The sequence below is a fragment of the Limnobaculum zhutongyuii genome, from assembly GCF_004295645.1.
Lineage (GTDB): Bacteria > Pseudomonadota > Gammaproteobacteria > Enterobacterales > Enterobacteriaceae > Limnobaculum > Limnobaculum zhutongyuii.
The window spans coordinates 3,562,947-3,579,247 of record NZ_CP034752.1; the positions used below are offsets into that span (position 1 = coordinate 3,562,947).

Consider the following 16,301-nt stretch of genomic DNA (forward strand, 5'->3'; position numbering starts at 1 on the left):
ATAAATTGGATACAGCATGCGTTTAACTACATACCTTCGTACTAAGGCAAGCCAGGCTCTGCCAGTAGTACTGGCTACGCTGTTTTTGGTAGGATGCCAAAGTTTAAATAACTCACAGAACAGTATTCAGGGTGAACTGACTCAACCCTCAGCTCACTACTTGCAACTCGCCGCCGAAAGCAATGGCGATGCCCAGATAAACTGGAAGCTGTTAGCCGTCCGCGCACTGATCATGGAAAATGACACCAAACAGGCGTTGAATATACTACAAGAACTGCCCGAGATGCTGACGGTTGCTCAGGATCAGGAGCGCCTCCTGTTACGTGCCGAGCTGGCTGCGAAGCAACAGGATAGCAAAGGTATGTTCCAGTGGCTAAAAAACATTAACCTCAACGAATTATCTGACGTACAGAAAGCCCGCTACTATCGGGTAGAAATACAGGCAAATCAGGGTCGTGACCCGGTAGCTCAACTACGTGCCTATATTAATCTGGAGCCTCTGGTCACCGAAGGTGAAAAACAAAAGGTAATCGATCAAACCTGGAACCTGTTAAACCGATTTACCATGCCGATGCTCACCGCGCTGAATGTTGATGCGAATGAAAATACGCTAAGCGAATGGCTTGAGTTGCTGCAAACCTATCAAAACAATAAAGCAGACAACAGTATGCTTCAGTCTGCGGTTAAGGATTGGCAGGGTCGCTATAGCCGCCATCCGGCATCTAAAATGTTACCTGCACCGCTGGCTCGTGCATTAGGTTTCCAGAAAGCAGATACCTCTACCGCTAATATCGCATTATTACTACCGTTGACCGGTTCCGGCAGTAAGTTCAGCCCGGCCATTCAGGAAGGTTTTAATACAGCGAAATCACAAAGCTCTACTGGTGCAGGTACTCAGGTAAAAGTTTACGATACTGGTAGTAAGCCAGTAGAAGAACTTCTGGCGCAGGCCGAACAAGATGGTGCCTCCGTTATTGTTGGGCCATTAATCAAAACTGACGTAGAAAAACTGGCTGTATCGCCCTCAACGCTCAATATGCTGGCGCTGAATCAACCGGAAAAACTGTCAGATCGTCCAAATATCTGCTATTTCGCCCTGTCACCGGAAGATGAAGCTGCTGATGCCGCTCGTCATATCAATGCTCAGGGTAAAACCTCCCCGTTGATTATTGCACCGCGTGGAAACCTGGGCGATCGCGTAGCGCGCGCCTTTGCCGATCAGTGGAGTCAGTTTGGTGGTAACGCTGCTCGCGTCCAATATTTTTCTAACCAGACTGGTCTGAGAGATGCACTGAGCGGTGGCCGCGGTATGAGTGCTGAGGGTCAGCCAATTACGCTTTCTTCAGGAGTAACCGGTACTATCAGCGGTCCGGTAGATGCTATCTATATCGTGGCAACACAGCCGGAACTGGCGTTGATTAAGCCAATGCTGGATATGTCTAAAGCCTCTAAATCGGCAAGTTTATACGCCAGCTCTCGCAGCTATCAGGCGGGTGCCGGTCCGGATTTCCGCTTTGAGATGGAAGGTCTTCAGTTTAGTGAAATTCCAATGTTGGTTGGCCTTTCTCCGGCAATTTCACAGGCCGCAAGCAAATATAGCAGCGACTATACTCTGGCCCGCCTTTACGGTATGGGAGCAGATGCATGGGAACTTGCGAACCATTTCTCAGAAATTAGTCAGTTACCTGACTTCAAACTTTCGGGTTCCACAGGCATACTCAGTGCAGACACTAATTGCGTGGTTCACCGTCAATTGCCATGGATACAATACCGTCAGGGACAACTGGTTCCGGTAAAATAACCCACTATCAGGTTGGTACGCGCTATGAAGCCATAGCGCGTCGCCATCTGGAACGTTCAGGTTTATGCTTTGTCACCGCAAACGTTAAGTTTCGCGGTGGCGAGCTGGACTTAATTATGCAGGACGGCGATATTCTGGTATTTGTGGAAGTACGCTATCGGCAAAATTCACACTTTGGTCACGCCACCGACTCTATTACCTGGCATAAGCGGCAACGTTTGCTTTATGCTGCTTCCCGCTGGTTAGCACAACATCAATTATGTCTGGAAACAACAAACTGTCGGTTCGATGTTTTAGCCATTACCGGTAATCAGTTACAATGGTTGCCGAACGCGTTCAATGCCGATGGTGAGACCTAGCGCCCTCTTCGGCCTAACAAGCAAAACGAAAGCAGAACTCATACTATGTTAGAAAGAATTAAAGGCTGTTTTACCGAAAGCATCCAAACACAAATTGCGGCAGCAGAAGCCCTGCCAGACTCCATATCCCGTGCAGCGATGAGCATTGTTCAGTCATTACTGAATGGAAATAAAGTACTGGCCTGTGGCAATGGCGCTTCCGCCGCTAATGCTCAACATTTTGCCGCCACGCTAATCCATCGTTTTGAAACCGAACGTCCCAGCTTACCTGCTTTAGCCCTGAGCGCAGACACCATCACCCTCACCGCCATTAATAATGGTGGCGTAAAAGATGAAGGTTATGCTAAACAGGTACGTGCGCTGGGGCAGGCCGGCGATATTTTAGTGGCAATTTCAAGCCGTGGTAATAGCCGTGATATCATCAAAGCCGTTGAAGCCGCAGTGACCCGGGATATGACCATTATCGCTCTGACGGGCTCTGATGGCGGTGAACTGGCTGGTTTACTGGGCCTGCAGGATGTTGAAATCCGTATTCCCTCGCATCGGGCAGCTCGAATACAAGAAATGCACATGTTGATTATCAACTGCCTTTGCGATCTTATTGATTACACCCTATTCCCTCACCAGGATGACTGAAGGAGCTTTTTGAATGAAAATCCGTAACCTTACTGTATTGGCTATGTTACTGAGTACCACCATGCTAAGTGGCTGTGTGGCAGTCGTCGCCGGTGGTGCAGCTATGGCCACTAAAACCGCTACCGACCCACGTACAGTAGGCACGCAGGTAGATGATGTGACATTAGAAGCCCGTGTCAGTAGTGCTATTGCGAAAGATCAAGAAATTAAACAAGAAGCTCGTATTGTCACTACCGCTTACCACGGCAGCGTTTTGTTAACCGGCCAAACCCCAAAAGCAGAGTTGGCTGAGCGTGCAAAAAATATTGCTGTCGGCGTAGATGGCGCACAGGAAGTTCATAACGCAGTTCGTGAAGGTAAGCCGGTTGAAATCGGTACCGCTTCAAGCGATAGCTGGATCACCACTAAGATTCGCTCACAACTGCTAACCAGCGACAAAGTGAAATCCAGCAATGTGAAAGTTGTGACAGAGAATGGTGAAGTATTCCTGTTAGGTCTGGTGACTGAAGCCCAGGGTAAGGAAGCCGCGAAAGTTGCCAGCGAAGTCAGCGGCGTAAAACAGGTTATTACCGTATTCCAGTACGTTAAGTAATTCTCTGGTCTGAGATGATTTAATTCAATCTTCATAAGACATCACAACGGAAATCAATATTCGTTGTGATGTCTTATTCAATGATTCTCAATAGTCTAATTTTCTATAAGAAAACCGAAACTCAGTAACTTCTATTCAGTTCAACCGTAAACAATTCCCACTATTATTGAAAATTCAGACTTTTCAGGCCTGTTTCCTGTGAAATTTACCGTTTCTTGCTTATGCTTAATTTACCCATAAACATTATGATATAAGGCATAAAATGAATTCCGATAATGATAAAACAACCTATCTTCAGGTTCGGGAGGGTAAACCTACTGAACACATCAATAAGTTGATGGAAATTCTAACGCCACTAACCACCTTTAAATCCTATAAACAATATCGAACTATTCAGCTAGACAATAACAATGAGTCGTCTTGTATCTTATTGATTGAAGGCAGTGTGTCAGTATGTCGGAATAAAGATGGCATGGTGTTAACCAATACCCACGCCCCAACAATCATAGGAATTGCCTCTCTGGATATTCGTCAGGATAATTACTTTTTACGTACAGAAACTGAAATTAATGCGGGTATTTTATCAGTAAAAACAGCGTTAGATGTTATTTATCAAAATGATGCATTAATAAGCCTAATGTATTTACAGGCTTACTTTATTCAAACGCTCATGGAGAGAGAAAATTATCTGCCGGGGACGACCATTTATGAATCAATCTGCCTGCACCTGTTACAGCTGATGCGTGAGCCTGAGGAAATTCGTCAAAATACCAGCGCTTACACCTATATACAGGAACGGACCAACTTTTCCCGCAGCCGTATTATGAATATCTTGTCTGCACTTAAGCAGGGGGGATATATCAAAATTGAAAATTGAAAATTACAGCACGTGGGTAAACTACCAGAGCGGTTTTAAACACTATCAGGATTATCCATTATCTTTCTTTCAGCTTTTGGTAACGCTGCCATACCCGATAAGCATATTTCATTCTCAAATCGTGACGTTTTTCACCCATTCCGGCATTGTAAGCGCCTACCGCTTCCCAGGTGTAACCATACTGACCGATCATTTCTGATAAAATGGAAGCACCTACTAACACCGAAATGCAGGGATCGTTTACCAGCACATGCTCATCAACACCCAGTTTTTTCAGGCGAGAAAAATGGGAACTGTTAATTTGCATTAGCCCAACATCATAACTTCCATTGTTATTGGAGTTATAAGCATCGGCTTTCATACCCGACTCAACTTGCGCTATCGCATTTAATAACCGGGGATCAATATTGAAGTAACCCGCTGCTTCATCCCAGCAGGTTGAATAGCTTGCGGTACTGATCGCCATAAGTGTAAAGAAAGCGGTGATTCTCATTATGGGCTCTCCGGTACAGGGCTTTACTATTTGCCCGTTATCGCCAACCCTGGCGATAACGGGTCTTAGTCAATAGTTAACGTTTATCCCAGGCGTCTTTCCAGTTAACGCCTTTACCCGGTTCATAAGCCCACGCTGCCTGGCTACACCAGCCAGAATATGGGAATGGTTTACACTCATAAATGCTGCCATCTTTCCCTAACACACGGGTTCCGGCAGTATATTTGCTGATATCTTTCGGATATGTATATTGATAATCCCCTGATGGAGTCGGTGGCGTTGGTGTCGCTACCGGGTTGACCTGTAGCGCAGTATTTGCCGTTGCACTCAGGTTATTTTGGTCAATAACCCGAGCTGTCAGTTGATAGCTCTTCACTGTCGTGACGGATGGTGCCGTAATGGTCAGGGTATTGGTACCTTGTCCGGTAACCTGAGTCAATTGACTTGGGATAGTCCAGCTCCAGGTTAACTGATTACCAGTACTATCAGGATCGGTCGCTGTCGCCGTAATCACTACCTGACTACCACTTTGTACCTGCCAGCTAGGAGCCAGCGTTAATGTTGGTGCGATTGGTTGCGCCGCATTAACCACGGAAACGGTCGTATCCGCATAGGCACTGTGTTCAGAGTCTTTAACCGTCAGACGGAACTTATAGGTTGCGTGCTGTACCGGTTGTTCAACACTAAAGGTGGCTTTCGCCGCATCAGCACCCGTCAGAGTAACGGCTGGTCCACCGGTCTGCTCCCACTGATAGGTAAGCGCATCACCATCCTGATCGGTAGAGCCGGAACCATCCAGAGTGATTGCTTGCGAGCCATCAACCGTCTGGCTGATACCCGCATTAGCAACCGGAGGAACATTTCCGGTCACCGGAGGAACTGGCTGACCACCGCTGGTTGTAGTGAACGGGGCAAAGACTTTACTGTAGGCATATATTGGTGCCTGCTGCTCGGTCATCCCGCTATTTTCCGGCCCTACATATCCGGCAGTTCCCGGCTGGTCGCGGAACATTGACCAAATACCGATCATGCCGATATTACGATCTTTCGCCTGCTGGAAAACGACTCGCGCATCAGACATAAAGAATACTTCACCCTGAACGTCGTTATAGCCGATCATTGGTGTGGTACCTAACATCCCATTTACGGTAGCATCGTCTTTTTCAGGCCAAATGGCTTTTACCTGAGAAAACAGATTATCAACTGCTGATGTCGCACACTTAGCGTGAATATTTTGCCCCTCTGTTCCTGCTGACTGACAAATGCTGTTACCGTAATCCATGGTCATCACGTTAACCCCAGCCAGATCCACACCCTTGGCTTTAGCATCATTCAGTACATAGATCCCTTCCTGAGTTAATCCGGTTGGCAGAATTGGCAAGGTATACCAGATACCCACTTTACGACCTTCCTGACGCCAGCGATCCTGTACTTTTTTCACCGCTTCGTTGCGTCGTTGAATCGACTCACTATCTGCAACCCAGTTACCTTCAATATCAAAGTCCAGAACGTTAAGATTCAGGTTATCAACAATGTCATAGTACTGTTTTTGCAGGTCATCTACGTTTTTACAGGCCGCTGCCAGCGGAGTGTTGTTGGCTCCACCGATAGAAACCATTACATCACCGCCTGCTTCGCGTAGCTCTTTAATCTTTCTGTATTGGGTATAGTCGTTAATGTTATAGGCTGTACCCCAGGTTGGCAGACAGGTATTCGCATCTTTAGCCACAATAAAGGCCAGCGTGTAGTGAGTAATATTCTGGCTTTTCGACAGAGAAGCTAAGTCAGGGATGCTGTTTAGCGTAAAGTCGACATAAGGAGCATAAACATGTTTTGGCCATGTTGAGTTTGGTTTACCAACGCGCTCTTTGGTGCCAGTCCAGTCAATGTAAATCTCCCAGGATGTTTTATCATCGGGTTTCACTTTATGAACCTGCGACTGCGCAACATAAGGAATGCTTTGATACTTAACCAGAGCCCCGCTTGCGTAGGTCATTTCTAAATTCAGGGTTGGTGCTTTAGCCAATTCCTGATCGGTAAAGTTAGTAAGTGGACCCAATGACTGCCATGGGCGACCGTTATTACCATCCGGGCTTTGGTTATCAACACTGGCTGGGTTATCACCGATGTTATAGAACAAAGATTTATAACCCTGACCATTTACAATAACAATCTCTCCGGCATCATAAACTTTATCCGCAGCCCATCCGGGAGCCGCAGCGTAAGCCTTCCAGGGATTGGATTTTCCTGGTTCAAAAGTATGATCGGGAATATCTGCTGTTGCCTTATAAGTAGCGCCAGCAGCAGCAACAACGGTTCCCTTAGTATAGGACTGTGTATTATCAAAATTAGGGGCAACGACTGCGCCAGCACCATTAGATACATCACAGGTAGTCGGGTTACCGTACTGCTTTATTTCCTGTTCGGTCGCTGCCCTGACAAAACGCCATGCGTTACTGTCAGGATTCTGAATTGAGCTGGCAGGACAATCACTTGCCCCTACCCACCAGGCATTGGTATACACATTACCGGAATAGATAACCTGATAATTATCACTCCCTTCCTGACCACTCCAGGCTTCCAGTGCCATGGCCGACGAGGCCATGCTACAAAAGCCCAGTACCAGGAATGCTTTCGATAGCAACTTCATCTTCATAATAAATGCTCCGATTAAGAATGGTTTTTTAGCCACCGGCAAAAATGGCCGATTGGGAAATGACGTGCAGTACTTTTGGTACTGCACGCCTGATGGCTCAACGATTATTTACAATCAGAAGCGCCTTGTTTAACCCAAACATCGCCTTTGCCAGGTTCGTCACCTTTGGTCCACCATTTGGCTTTCCACTCGGAGCCATTGAAGGAAGTTGTTTCACCGCCGTTATAGACGATATCCGCACGCCAGGACAGTTTGACTTTGCTGACCAATTCCCACTGATCGGCACCAAATCCAGGCTGGTTGTTTTGAGTCCAGTATTTCGCTTTCCATACCAGATTGTTGAAGCTTACTGTTTCTCCACCGTTGTAAACCTTAGAAGCTGACCACGCTGGTTGGCTGGCCGCTGCCGGGTCGACTGGGTTAGAACAGCTACCAGTTGCACCACCGCCACTTCCGCCGCCGCCAGTGTTACCCTCATCCGGATTCGGCGTTGGTGTTGGCTCTGGAGTTGGTTCCGGAGCTGGAGGAGGTGTTACGGTAACGCGAGTACTGGCTTGAGTACTGGTTTTACCATCGCTAACCATGACGGATACGTTATAAGTAGTATCAGAGGTGACAACCGGCCCGGTGATAGTTAAATCGCCCGTATTAGTAGCCCCTGCTGATAATTCACCTGGAACGGTCCACTGGTAGGTCAGGGTATCACCATCCGGATCGCCTGCTTGCGCATGCAATGACACGGATTCGCCAGATGCAACAGAAATGCTATCGATCAGATTAACAATCGGTGCCTGGTTGGCTTTAGGCGCTTTGTTAACGACTTTTACTTCAATCGCATTGCTCAGGCCTTTGTCATCAGTCACTTTCAGCTGGAATACATAGGTTTGGTCAGTGGTAACCGCCGGTGCGCTAAACTTCGCTTTTGAAGTTGCAGCATTGGTTAATGTGACTGTTGGACCAGACACTTTGCTCCACAGGTAAGTTAACTTGCCACCTTCCGGATCCATAGAGGCTGAACCATCCAGAGTAACTTGTACCGGACCTGTGACATTTTGGTCAGCAGCCGTTGCTACCGGAGGCTGGTTAACCGGAGCTGGAGGTGTAACTTCACCGCCGCCACCGCCAGAACTGGTACCCAACAGGCTTTCGTTCATGGCATTCAGGATATCGCCGTTATCGGCATCAATTTCCCAGGCAAACATACCGCCCAGACCTTTATCCAGAACATACTGGCCTTTTGCTGCGACAGAACGGGCATCATCATAGGTAATTAAATCACCGGTTGAAGAGTTAAACAGGTAAGGGGCTTGTGCGACTGTATCGTAGGTATAAGTCCAGCCAGAACCATTTCTGTACTTGTTGACAATTTCACGATAGTCCGCAATACCACTTTCCCATGTACCTTTCACTGGTCCGGTGGCAGTACCGGTAAATGGATTACCGGCAGTATATCCGCGTACGCCAGTCCAGCCACGACCATACATCGCTGCACCCAATACCAGCTTCTTCGGATCAACACCCTGAGCTAACAAGGCTTTTAATCCGTTATCTGCTGTATAGTTGGTATCAGGTCTGAATGCCGGTGCATACAGTGCAGTTTGGTGGCCCAGATCGGTCATACTCCACGCACCATAGAAGTCATAGCTCATCATAAAGATATGATCCATATACTGTTGTGCAGTACCGTAATCAACGTCTTCAATTTTGTCGCTACCAACACCAATCGCTGAGGTTAACTCATAGGTACGACCGGTTTCAGCACTTAAGCTATTTAACATATCTCGTAACTCACGCATTAACGCGGTATAGGTAACTTTATCGACCTGTGGATTACCTAATTTCTCGTTTTCACCGCCACCGCCCGGGAATTCCCAGTCAATATCCACACCGTCAAAGAATTTCCAGGTTTTCAGATACTCTTTGACTGATGCAACAAAGCGGTCGCGCTTGGTTTTATCATTCAGTTGATAGAATGGATCGGACAGCGTCCAACCGCCAATAGAAGGTAGTACTTTCAGGTCCGGATAGGCCTTTTTCAGCGCCATCAGTTGGCCAAAGTTACCTTTGTAGGGGTCGTCCCAGGCGGTAACGCCAGCTTGCGGTTTCTGAATGGCAGCCCAAGGGTCATGAATCGCCACCTGGAAATCCTGACGACCAGCACAAGAACGCTCTAATGCTGCAAAGCTGCTACCCCCATCAACAGTTTTTAAGCTGTCGTTAATACCATTGCCGCCACAAATAGGCACAAAACCATACAGAATATGGTTCAGGTTAGCGGCAGGTATTTTATCAACCGGGAAATTACGATCATAAACGCCCCACTCGGCATAGTAGGCGCCAATCACTTTATCCGTATGTTTGCTGAACGTTTTATTGTTTTCTTTCATCGTTGGTGCCAGTGGGAGTAAGTGGCTACCGTCGGTATCCGCAACGATAACAAGCTTACTATCACTTTTAGTACAGCCGCTATCATTACAGACCTCCACCTGTTCCTGATAGCGTCCACCTTTTTTCACCGCAAAAGTAGCTTTGCCAGTACTACTGCCAGCGGAACCACTCCAGACCTCTTTACCATCAAACAGTACTTTGGCTGTTTTTCCGGTATCGCCACTCCAGATACTCCACTCTACCGTAACGGTAGCGCTATCATGGACTTTGACTAAATCATTGTAAGCAGTTGCACTTTGGTCGACTTCGATAATAGCAAACTTATCATTACCACTACCTAATGACGGTTTACCAGGAACAGCAGCCCACGCAGGAGCTGCTAGGGTGGCAATAATCAATGCCAGAATATTGGGCTTCATTAATTTCATTTATGAATACCTTTATCAGTAAAATAAACACCTTGCCTTATGCTGAAATAAAAACACAAAAGCACTCATTAAATCTTAAAAAATTCGTTGAAAGCAGAATTAACTTAATTAAAAAGACCTGACCTTACTCCTCTGAAATTAACCCAACATTGATTTCCTCATATTAAATAATTAGATATATCACCTTCATTATCTTTATGAGACGCAATAATCATTAAAATACTTACCAATCAGTCACATAAAAAACAAAAAATCATTAAATTCACAATAAAAACAATAAAATAAACCGCAAAAACGCTTCGTTAAAAATAAAAGATAGTATGGTAAAAGAATAATAAAACTTAACTCTCAGATATAATTTCATTAATTATTTTTAAATAATACTTTTCTAATACTTATTCATTAATTAAATTAATTTCATCAGTCTTAAAACAATAGCAACGAATAACTTTTTATTCCTTAAACTAAAAAAATAAAAACATTCTTTTTATTAAGCTAAAGATATATATGCGAATTATAAAATATAAATAATATTGCTCCGGAAATACTTAAACAAGGACCAAATGGAAATGGCATCTGTTTTCCCGAGCGCCAGATTTTCCAGACACCAATGAACATTCCTGACAGACCCGCAATCAGACATAAAAAGGGTAGCGCTTGCCATCCTAACCAGGCACCCAATGCAGCCAGCAGTTTAAAATCACCATAGCCCAGCCCCTCTTTCCCCGTCAGTCCCCGAAACAACCAATAGAGCAACCATAAGCACAGATAACCGGCAACGGCACCATAGACGGCATCAGATAATTTAACCGCACCACTACCGGCATTAATCAGCAATCCCAGCCAAAGTAGCGGTTGTGTTAATGCATCCGGCAATAACATATGCCACCAATCAATCAGGCTAAGCGCCAGTAAAAACCCGACCAGTATCCATGCCGCTAATAATCTCTCTGGTGATGGTATTAATATCGCCATCAGGCAAAACAGTAATGCTGTTGTCACCTCTATCCATAATAATCGAGCGGGTATGGCACTGTGACACTGACTGCAACGTCCGCGTAATGCCAGCCAGCTAGCGATGGGAATATTCTCCCACCAGTACAACGGGTGCAGACATTGTGAGCAATGAGAGCGTGGCAGAGCCAGACTCAGCTCTGGTTCCCCCGGCTGATGATTAAGCATCAAGGGCAAACGCTCTATCACCACTCCCAAAAAGCTACCAACAACGGCACCCAGCACCGCACTTAGCAGACAAAATAACCACAAATATTCACCCCGCAGCAGAAAAAACAGCTGTTCTGCTGAACTCATACTCTTGGGCCCCAGGCCAGCTTCAACTGGACTTTTACCCCTCCAGCATTGTCTGCCGGAGCCATGGTTATGTTCTCAATTCGAATTCCTGATGTATTGTTTAGCGTTGTCAGCCAACTTTTTAGCGACGAAAAAGGCACGTTATCAATGATGATATCGGCACTGTTAGCCGCCATTTGCATCTGTGCCAACGTGACTTTTGCCTGAGCCGCGCTCTGTTCTATTGCCTGTTTAGGATCGGCGGCAATCAGTTGATAAGTGGGTAAATCGCGATCTTCCGCTTGCTCCTGCATCCAGGTAATGGTGTCCTGAGAGCGGGAAATTGCCTGCCATCCTTCCTGTACTGCGTTCTGTAAAGGGATCCATAAACCGTAAAACAGCACTCCCCACAGCAGAGTTATCACACCTAAAACCATCAGCACTCGTTCCCGCGGCGCTCTGGCATTAAAATAGGCAATTAGTTTCTCTTTCATTTTGCGACATCTCCCCCAATCAGAACGCCGGTATATGGCGGATTTGTCGAACCTGGCTGCAACGTAAAGCCAAAGATCGGCTGAGTTTGTGTAACAAACGCGGAGATGCGGTCTTTTTCCATTGAGCTAACATCCAGCGTCAATGCTCCGTTCTTGCCATCATATTTTACTGAGCGAACCTCAATATCCGGATAGGCTTGTTTCATCATATCCAGCTGTTCTAATTGAGTAAAAAATCCACTTTTTGCTTTATTAATGTTTTTTTCAAAGTGATATTTGAGGTTGCTGGGCGGTACCTCTCCGGGAAGATAACGTTGATATACCTGCCGGGTTTCCTCGGCCAGAGCGCTCTGGCGGTCTTTCACGTTCCACAACACGGCAAACTGAGGAAACAGACTCAGACAAAAAGCCAGAATCACAGAAAGAATCAGTGGTTTTTTCCAGCGTTTTAAAATCTCAGCGCGGTTATCGGTCTGGCTAAACACGCCATGCAGTACATTGAGCCGCTCAGCACGCCAGCGTTCCTGAATTAACAGTAATGGATGCTGCCACGGATTAGCTTCATCCGTCGTCATACCTTCCGGTAAATCACCATAGCTACGTCTGGTTCCCTGAGGCAAACGAACCAGTAAATCAGGTAATAGCGGAGTTTCCACCACGCTGGCACCCGTGTCATAGCGAACCCACCACTGATCTTCCAGAGAAACAACGGTATGCCCCTGAGGATTTTCCGGCAGCAACAAAGCATCCGGTAATGCCTGAATCACTTTAAGTCCGGCATTGTTACACGCATCCAGCCACTGCTGCAGTTTGGCACTGCGTACTGCCACAGTATCCAGCTCGCCTCCTGCACGGCGCATAACGGTCCAGTGCAAATCATCAATTTCACCCATCAGTGAGTCTTCTGCTATCCAGGTAAACTGCGGGGTTTGATGCAGAGCCCATTTTTTAGGTAACTTAAAACGACGGAAGATCAGATCGCTGGTAGGAAGTAACAGGCAAACATAATGTGATAACGGATGTGACCGCAGTTGAGATAATTGATCCCAACTGTTCAGACGCTCGGGGCAGATGCCACTCCAGCCTGCAACGCACACCACCAAACGGGTGAATCCGACGTTGAACCTAATCTGATAAAAAGTGCCTGTTTCATTATTAATATCCCTACTACTCAATAGTTCGATATCGATGTAACCAGCGGCTAGCCTCTCTGGTCTCTTCATCTAGGTACAAATTATCAACAAATCGCAGAGTCAGATTGTCGGTACGCCCGGTGGTATAAACCGTGAAGAAATTACTGTTCACCGTCATATAACTATCCGCGGAGGCCTCTTTCCCCTTCACCGGAAACTGCTTTTCTAACTGAGCTCTAAATGCCTCAACGCTTTCCCATCCGCTATCGGGCCGTTTACTAATCAATTGACTGGCATCATCAGCCGTAAGCTCTCCTAAAAATAATCCTGAAAGCAGAGGAGCCTGCTGCTGCGTCAATGAATTGATATTCACTTTGGTTTTGGTATTAGGTAGTGCACAAAGCAATTTGCTCAGCCTGGCATAAGACTCCACCGGAAACCCCGGCAGCAACTTCAGTTCACTAATGGAGTACATCATCTGCTTAGCCGGTACTCTAGGCGGTTGCATAGCCCTGAAGGCTTCCGCCGCCGAACTGGCTTTACTGTTATCACTGCCGCTATCGATGCCTAAATACACCGTCAGTTCGTTAAACAGCGTCTCTGCCGTTGCCGAATTAATTCCGGCGTTAGTCATCAGGTATTCCACCACTTTTTGTGTCATCGCCTTTTCACCCGGTAAAGGTGAAGTCGTACTGTTATCCGGTGCCAGCAAGCTGTTGACGTTAAAACAGGTTTGTGCATCGAATACCTGACTGTCTAATTGGTAATCTTCCGTTTTTACACTTATGGGCTGAGCCCAGGACTGATCCAGTGAACTTGGCTTTTTCCCGTCGGCTAAATCGTCACCCAGGCGGATAATCGCCAGTTGCACGGCCGCATCAGAATTCCACCGTAAAGTTTGCTGACCCAGTTGAAACTGAATCTTCTGCAAGTTCCGCGTAAACTGCTGGCTAATACGGGCAGCCAACACCGACATTAATACCAGCAGAATCAGTACCACTAACAGAGCAACACCTCGCTGACGCCGTTTGGATGCGCTATTCATTTAGCACCTCCTGCATTTGGCGAGCTGTCACCCTGCGTTGGCGGTGTGGCGGTTGGAGCTGCCTCTCCCGGTTTATCCGCATCCGGTTTTTGTTCCCCTGCATTTGGGTCATTTTCATCTGTCCCCTGAATGCTTGAGGTTCCACCCTTAGGCCAGTTGCCCGGAGTCATAAACACCCAACGCCATACCGTATCGTCTTCCAGTGTTAACGTTAGTTCGATACCTTTGGGTATCATTTCCGCCTCTTCCCACTGGGGCTGCCAGTCGGTATTAAAAAAGCGCCAATCCATTTTCTTTACACGGTCAATCATTGGGATCTTGGTCCAGTCAGTCACACTGGCACCATCCAGTACTGAAGCGATACCGCGATAAACCTGATTATCTTTCAGCCACCATGAAACCCGTATCAGATCGGCACTTTGCGGATTTCCCAGACTGGCCACGCTGTCCTGAGTGGTCAAAACTAAGATGCCATCTCTCAATTGGAACGCCGCACTGCTGCCAACGGGGGCTCGAGGCATTGCCTGCGAAAAATCACGTTCCAATCGGCTGTAGGTCATTTGTAGCTGATTAAACCGCGCCGATTGAGCATCCGATACGGCAGAATTGCTCATTGAACCGTTTAATATTTGCCACGCCATCATGCTGATCATGGCAAATATCACCAGCGCAATGATCACCTCCATCATGGTGAACCCCTGCTGGCGCGCACGCTTTAAGGCGTTCATTTGGTTCCTCCGACCAGCGAAGCATCACGTAGTGTAACCAACGGATGTTCCTCCTCACCTTCGCGAAAGACGATAACTTCATTCACTTTTACGCCAGACGGCATCTGCGCTAATCGCGCCTGCCAGTACCAGGTCTGCCCACCAATCTCTTCATTACCACTGGGTTGATCGGTAAAGGTACGGCGGGTTAGCCGAGCTTCCGCCATCTGGTTTTCTGCCACCCAACTGGCGCGTAACGTTTCCCCCAACTGTAGGGTGTAGTGACTGCTGACAGTTACGGTATTCATCAAAGCTAACGCTGCGCAAGAGAAGATAGCCATGGCTACCATGACTTCCAGCAGAGTCATGCCTTGCTCATTGCGCATCTTTCTCATCTTTTGCCTCTTTAGCTTCGTTACCGTAGCCGTTTACCACCTCAACCGGAGATGCCCCTTGAGAGACAACAGAATAGACATCTTTTCTGTCCTCCCCCTCGAATGTCAGTCTGAATAAACTGACCTCACCGTCCGGTAAAAAAATAATTTGTGGCGCATCGTTTAAACTCAGTGCCATTTTCTGCGGCTCAATGGTGACGCGCAGATCCTCCGGGAACTCGCCTTGGGTGGTGATACGCCCCGCCACAAGCGGCTGCCATTGCAAGCTATCCTGTGCGCCCTCTCCGTTCCCTTTCAGAATCATCAACTGATATCCCTGATAGGTTAACGTCAGGCCAACAATGCTTCCCTCCATGACAGCCTTGCTTGATCCATAATCCACCAGCGTTTTAAACTGTTCGCCAAACACTCCCGGCCCGCTTTTTGAAGGTAATGTCATCACCACAATGGTGGCGCTGATGGCAAAGATCACCAGCGTTAGCATGACTTCAAGTAGCGTAAAACCTCGGGAGCGATGGCTGGACATTATTTTTGTCCCGGTTCAGCTTCAGTTTTCTTATCCATGTCCCAGTTGGTGACATCATCGGCAGTATTTGCCTCACCGTCCGGACCAACAGAGAACACATCAATCGGACCATGTTCCCCCGGGCTAACAATTAAATAGTCATTGTTCCATGGGTCGGTCGGCAGACGACGAATATAGCCATCTGAACGATAATTTTTAGGCACCGGTTGTAGCTCAGGCTTGGTAACCAGCGCTTTAAGGCCCTGTTCAGAGGTTGGATACCGACCGTTATCCAGCTTGTACATATCAAGGGTATTTTCCAGCGCCACGATATCACTCACCGCTTTTTGACGGTCCGCACGCTCTTTGTTGCCCATCAGGTTAGGAATAACCAGGCTGGCTAAAACGCCCAAAATAACGATTACCACCATGATTTCCATCAGGGTAAAGCCCGACTGGCTCCGCGCACTTTCTTGATTAACAATTTGATTTTTCATGATAT

The 16,301-nt window shown here is 47.0% G+C and carries 16 protein-coding genes; 5 read left to right on the top strand and 11 right to left on the bottom strand.

Annotation, left to right across the window (positions count from 1 at the left end; all coding sequences use genetic code 11):
* The first annotated feature begins 16 nt into the window (after positions 1-16).
* The 5 genes from EKN56_RS15895 (at position 17) to EKN56_RS15915 (ending at position 4,265) form a co-directional block, all read left to right on the top strand.
* Positions 17-1,801 (top strand): penicillin-binding protein activator, encoded by a 1,785-nt coding sequence (locus EKN56_RS15895; RefSeq protein WP_130592685.1) that lies wholly within the window; start codon positions 17-19, stop codon positions 1,799-1,801.
* Positions 1,759-2,160, top strand: a complete 402-nt coding sequence (locus tag EKN56_RS15900) for a YraN family protein (protein ID WP_130592686.1) — start codon at positions 1,759-1,761, stop codon at positions 2,158-2,160. Before EKN56_RS15895 ends, EKN56_RS15900 begins: the two co-directional genes overlap by 43 nt.
* 45 nt (positions 2,161-2,205) lie before the next feature.
* Positions 2,206-2,796, top strand: a complete 591-nt coding sequence (gene diaA, locus EKN56_RS15905) for a DnaA initiator-associating protein DiaA (protein ID WP_130592687.1) — start codon at positions 2,206-2,208, stop codon at positions 2,794-2,796.
* Positions 2,797-2,809: 13 nt separating this feature from the next.
* Positions 2,810-3,388, top strand: a complete 579-nt coding sequence (gene dolP / locus EKN56_RS15910) for a division/outer membrane stress-associated lipid-binding lipoprotein (RefSeq protein WP_130592688.1) — start codon at positions 2,810-2,812, stop codon at positions 3,386-3,388.
* Positions 3,389-3,650: 262 nt separating this feature from the next.
* Positions 3,651-4,265 (top strand): helix-turn-helix domain-containing protein, encoded by a 615-nt coding sequence (locus tag EKN56_RS15915; protein ID WP_130592689.1) that lies wholly within the window; start codon positions 3,651-3,653, stop codon positions 4,263-4,265.
* A 58-nt stretch (positions 4,266-4,323) separates the two neighbouring features.
* Here the strand turns inward: EKN56_RS15915 and iagB are convergent, their stop codons facing one another.
* The 11 genes from iagB to gspG all read right to left on the bottom strand — a co-directional run bounded on the left by iagB (position 4,324) and on the right by gspG (position 16,296).
* Positions 4,324-4,758, bottom strand: a complete 435-nt coding sequence (gene iagB, locus EKN56_RS15920) for a type III secretion system invasion protein IagB (protein ID WP_130592690.1) — start codon at positions 4,756-4,758, stop codon at positions 4,324-4,326.
* A 76-nt stretch (positions 4,759-4,834) separates the two neighbouring features.
* Positions 4,835-7,414: a chitinase gene (locus tag EKN56_RS21510; RefSeq protein WP_130592691.1), complete on the bottom strand. Its 2,580-nt coding sequence runs from the start codon at positions 7,412-7,414 to the stop codon at positions 4,835-4,837.
* A 104-nt stretch (positions 7,415-7,518) separates the two neighbouring features.
* Entirely contained in the window at positions 7,519-10,230 is a 2,712-nt protein-coding gene (locus EKN56_RS15930; RefSeq protein ID WP_130592692.1) for a glycosyl hydrolase family 18 protein, read from the bottom strand.
* A 495-nt stretch (positions 10,231-10,725) separates the two neighbouring features.
* Complete coding sequence (locus EKN56_RS15935) at positions 10,726-11,541, bottom strand: prepilin peptidase (protein WP_130592693.1); 816 nt, start codon at positions 11,539-11,541, stop codon at positions 10,726-10,728.
* On the bottom strand, positions 11,538-12,014 hold the full coding sequence (gene gspM, locus EKN56_RS15940; protein WP_130592694.1) for a type II secretion system protein GspM: 477 nt from the start codon (positions 12,012-12,014) through the stop codon (positions 11,538-11,540). Before gspM ends, EKN56_RS15935 begins: the two co-directional genes overlap by 4 nt.
* Positions 12,011-13,114, bottom strand: a complete 1,104-nt coding sequence (gene gspL / locus EKN56_RS15945; protein WP_168189673.1) for a type II secretion system protein GspL — start codon at positions 13,112-13,114, stop codon at positions 12,011-12,013. Before gspL ends, gspM begins: the two co-directional genes overlap by 4 nt.
* A gap of 67 nt (positions 13,115-13,181) precedes the next feature.
* Positions 13,182-14,192 carry a type II secretion system minor pseudopilin GspK gene (gene gspK, locus EKN56_RS15950; protein ID WP_130592696.1) on the bottom strand — a complete coding sequence of 337 codons (1,011 nt, stop codon included), beginning with the start codon at positions 14,190-14,192 and terminating at the stop codon, positions 13,182-13,184.
* Positions 14,189-14,920: a type II secretion system minor pseudopilin GspJ gene (gspJ, locus tag EKN56_RS15955; protein WP_130592697.1), complete on the bottom strand. Its 732-nt coding sequence runs from the start codon at positions 14,918-14,920 to the stop codon at positions 14,189-14,191. The genes gspK and gspJ overlap by 4 nt, the downstream gene beginning before the upstream one ends.
* Positions 14,917-15,294 carry a type II secretion system minor pseudopilin GspI gene (gspI, locus tag EKN56_RS15960; RefSeq protein ID WP_130592698.1) on the bottom strand — a complete coding sequence of 126 codons (378 nt, stop codon included), beginning with the start codon at positions 15,292-15,294 and terminating at the stop codon, positions 14,917-14,919. Before gspI ends, gspJ begins: the two co-directional genes overlap by 4 nt.
* Positions 15,275-15,820, bottom strand: coding sequence for a type II secretion system minor pseudopilin GspH (gene gspH / locus EKN56_RS15965; protein ID WP_130592699.1), 546 nt, complete (start codon positions 15,818-15,820; stop codon positions 15,275-15,277). Before gspH ends, gspI begins: the two co-directional genes overlap by 20 nt.
* Positions 15,820-16,296: a type II secretion system major pseudopilin GspG gene (gene gspG / locus EKN56_RS15970; protein WP_130592700.1), complete on the bottom strand. Its 477-nt coding sequence runs from the start codon at positions 16,294-16,296 to the stop codon at positions 15,820-15,822. The genes gspH and gspG overlap by 1 nt, the downstream gene beginning before the upstream one ends.
* Positions 16,297-16,301 lie beyond the last annotated feature (5 nt).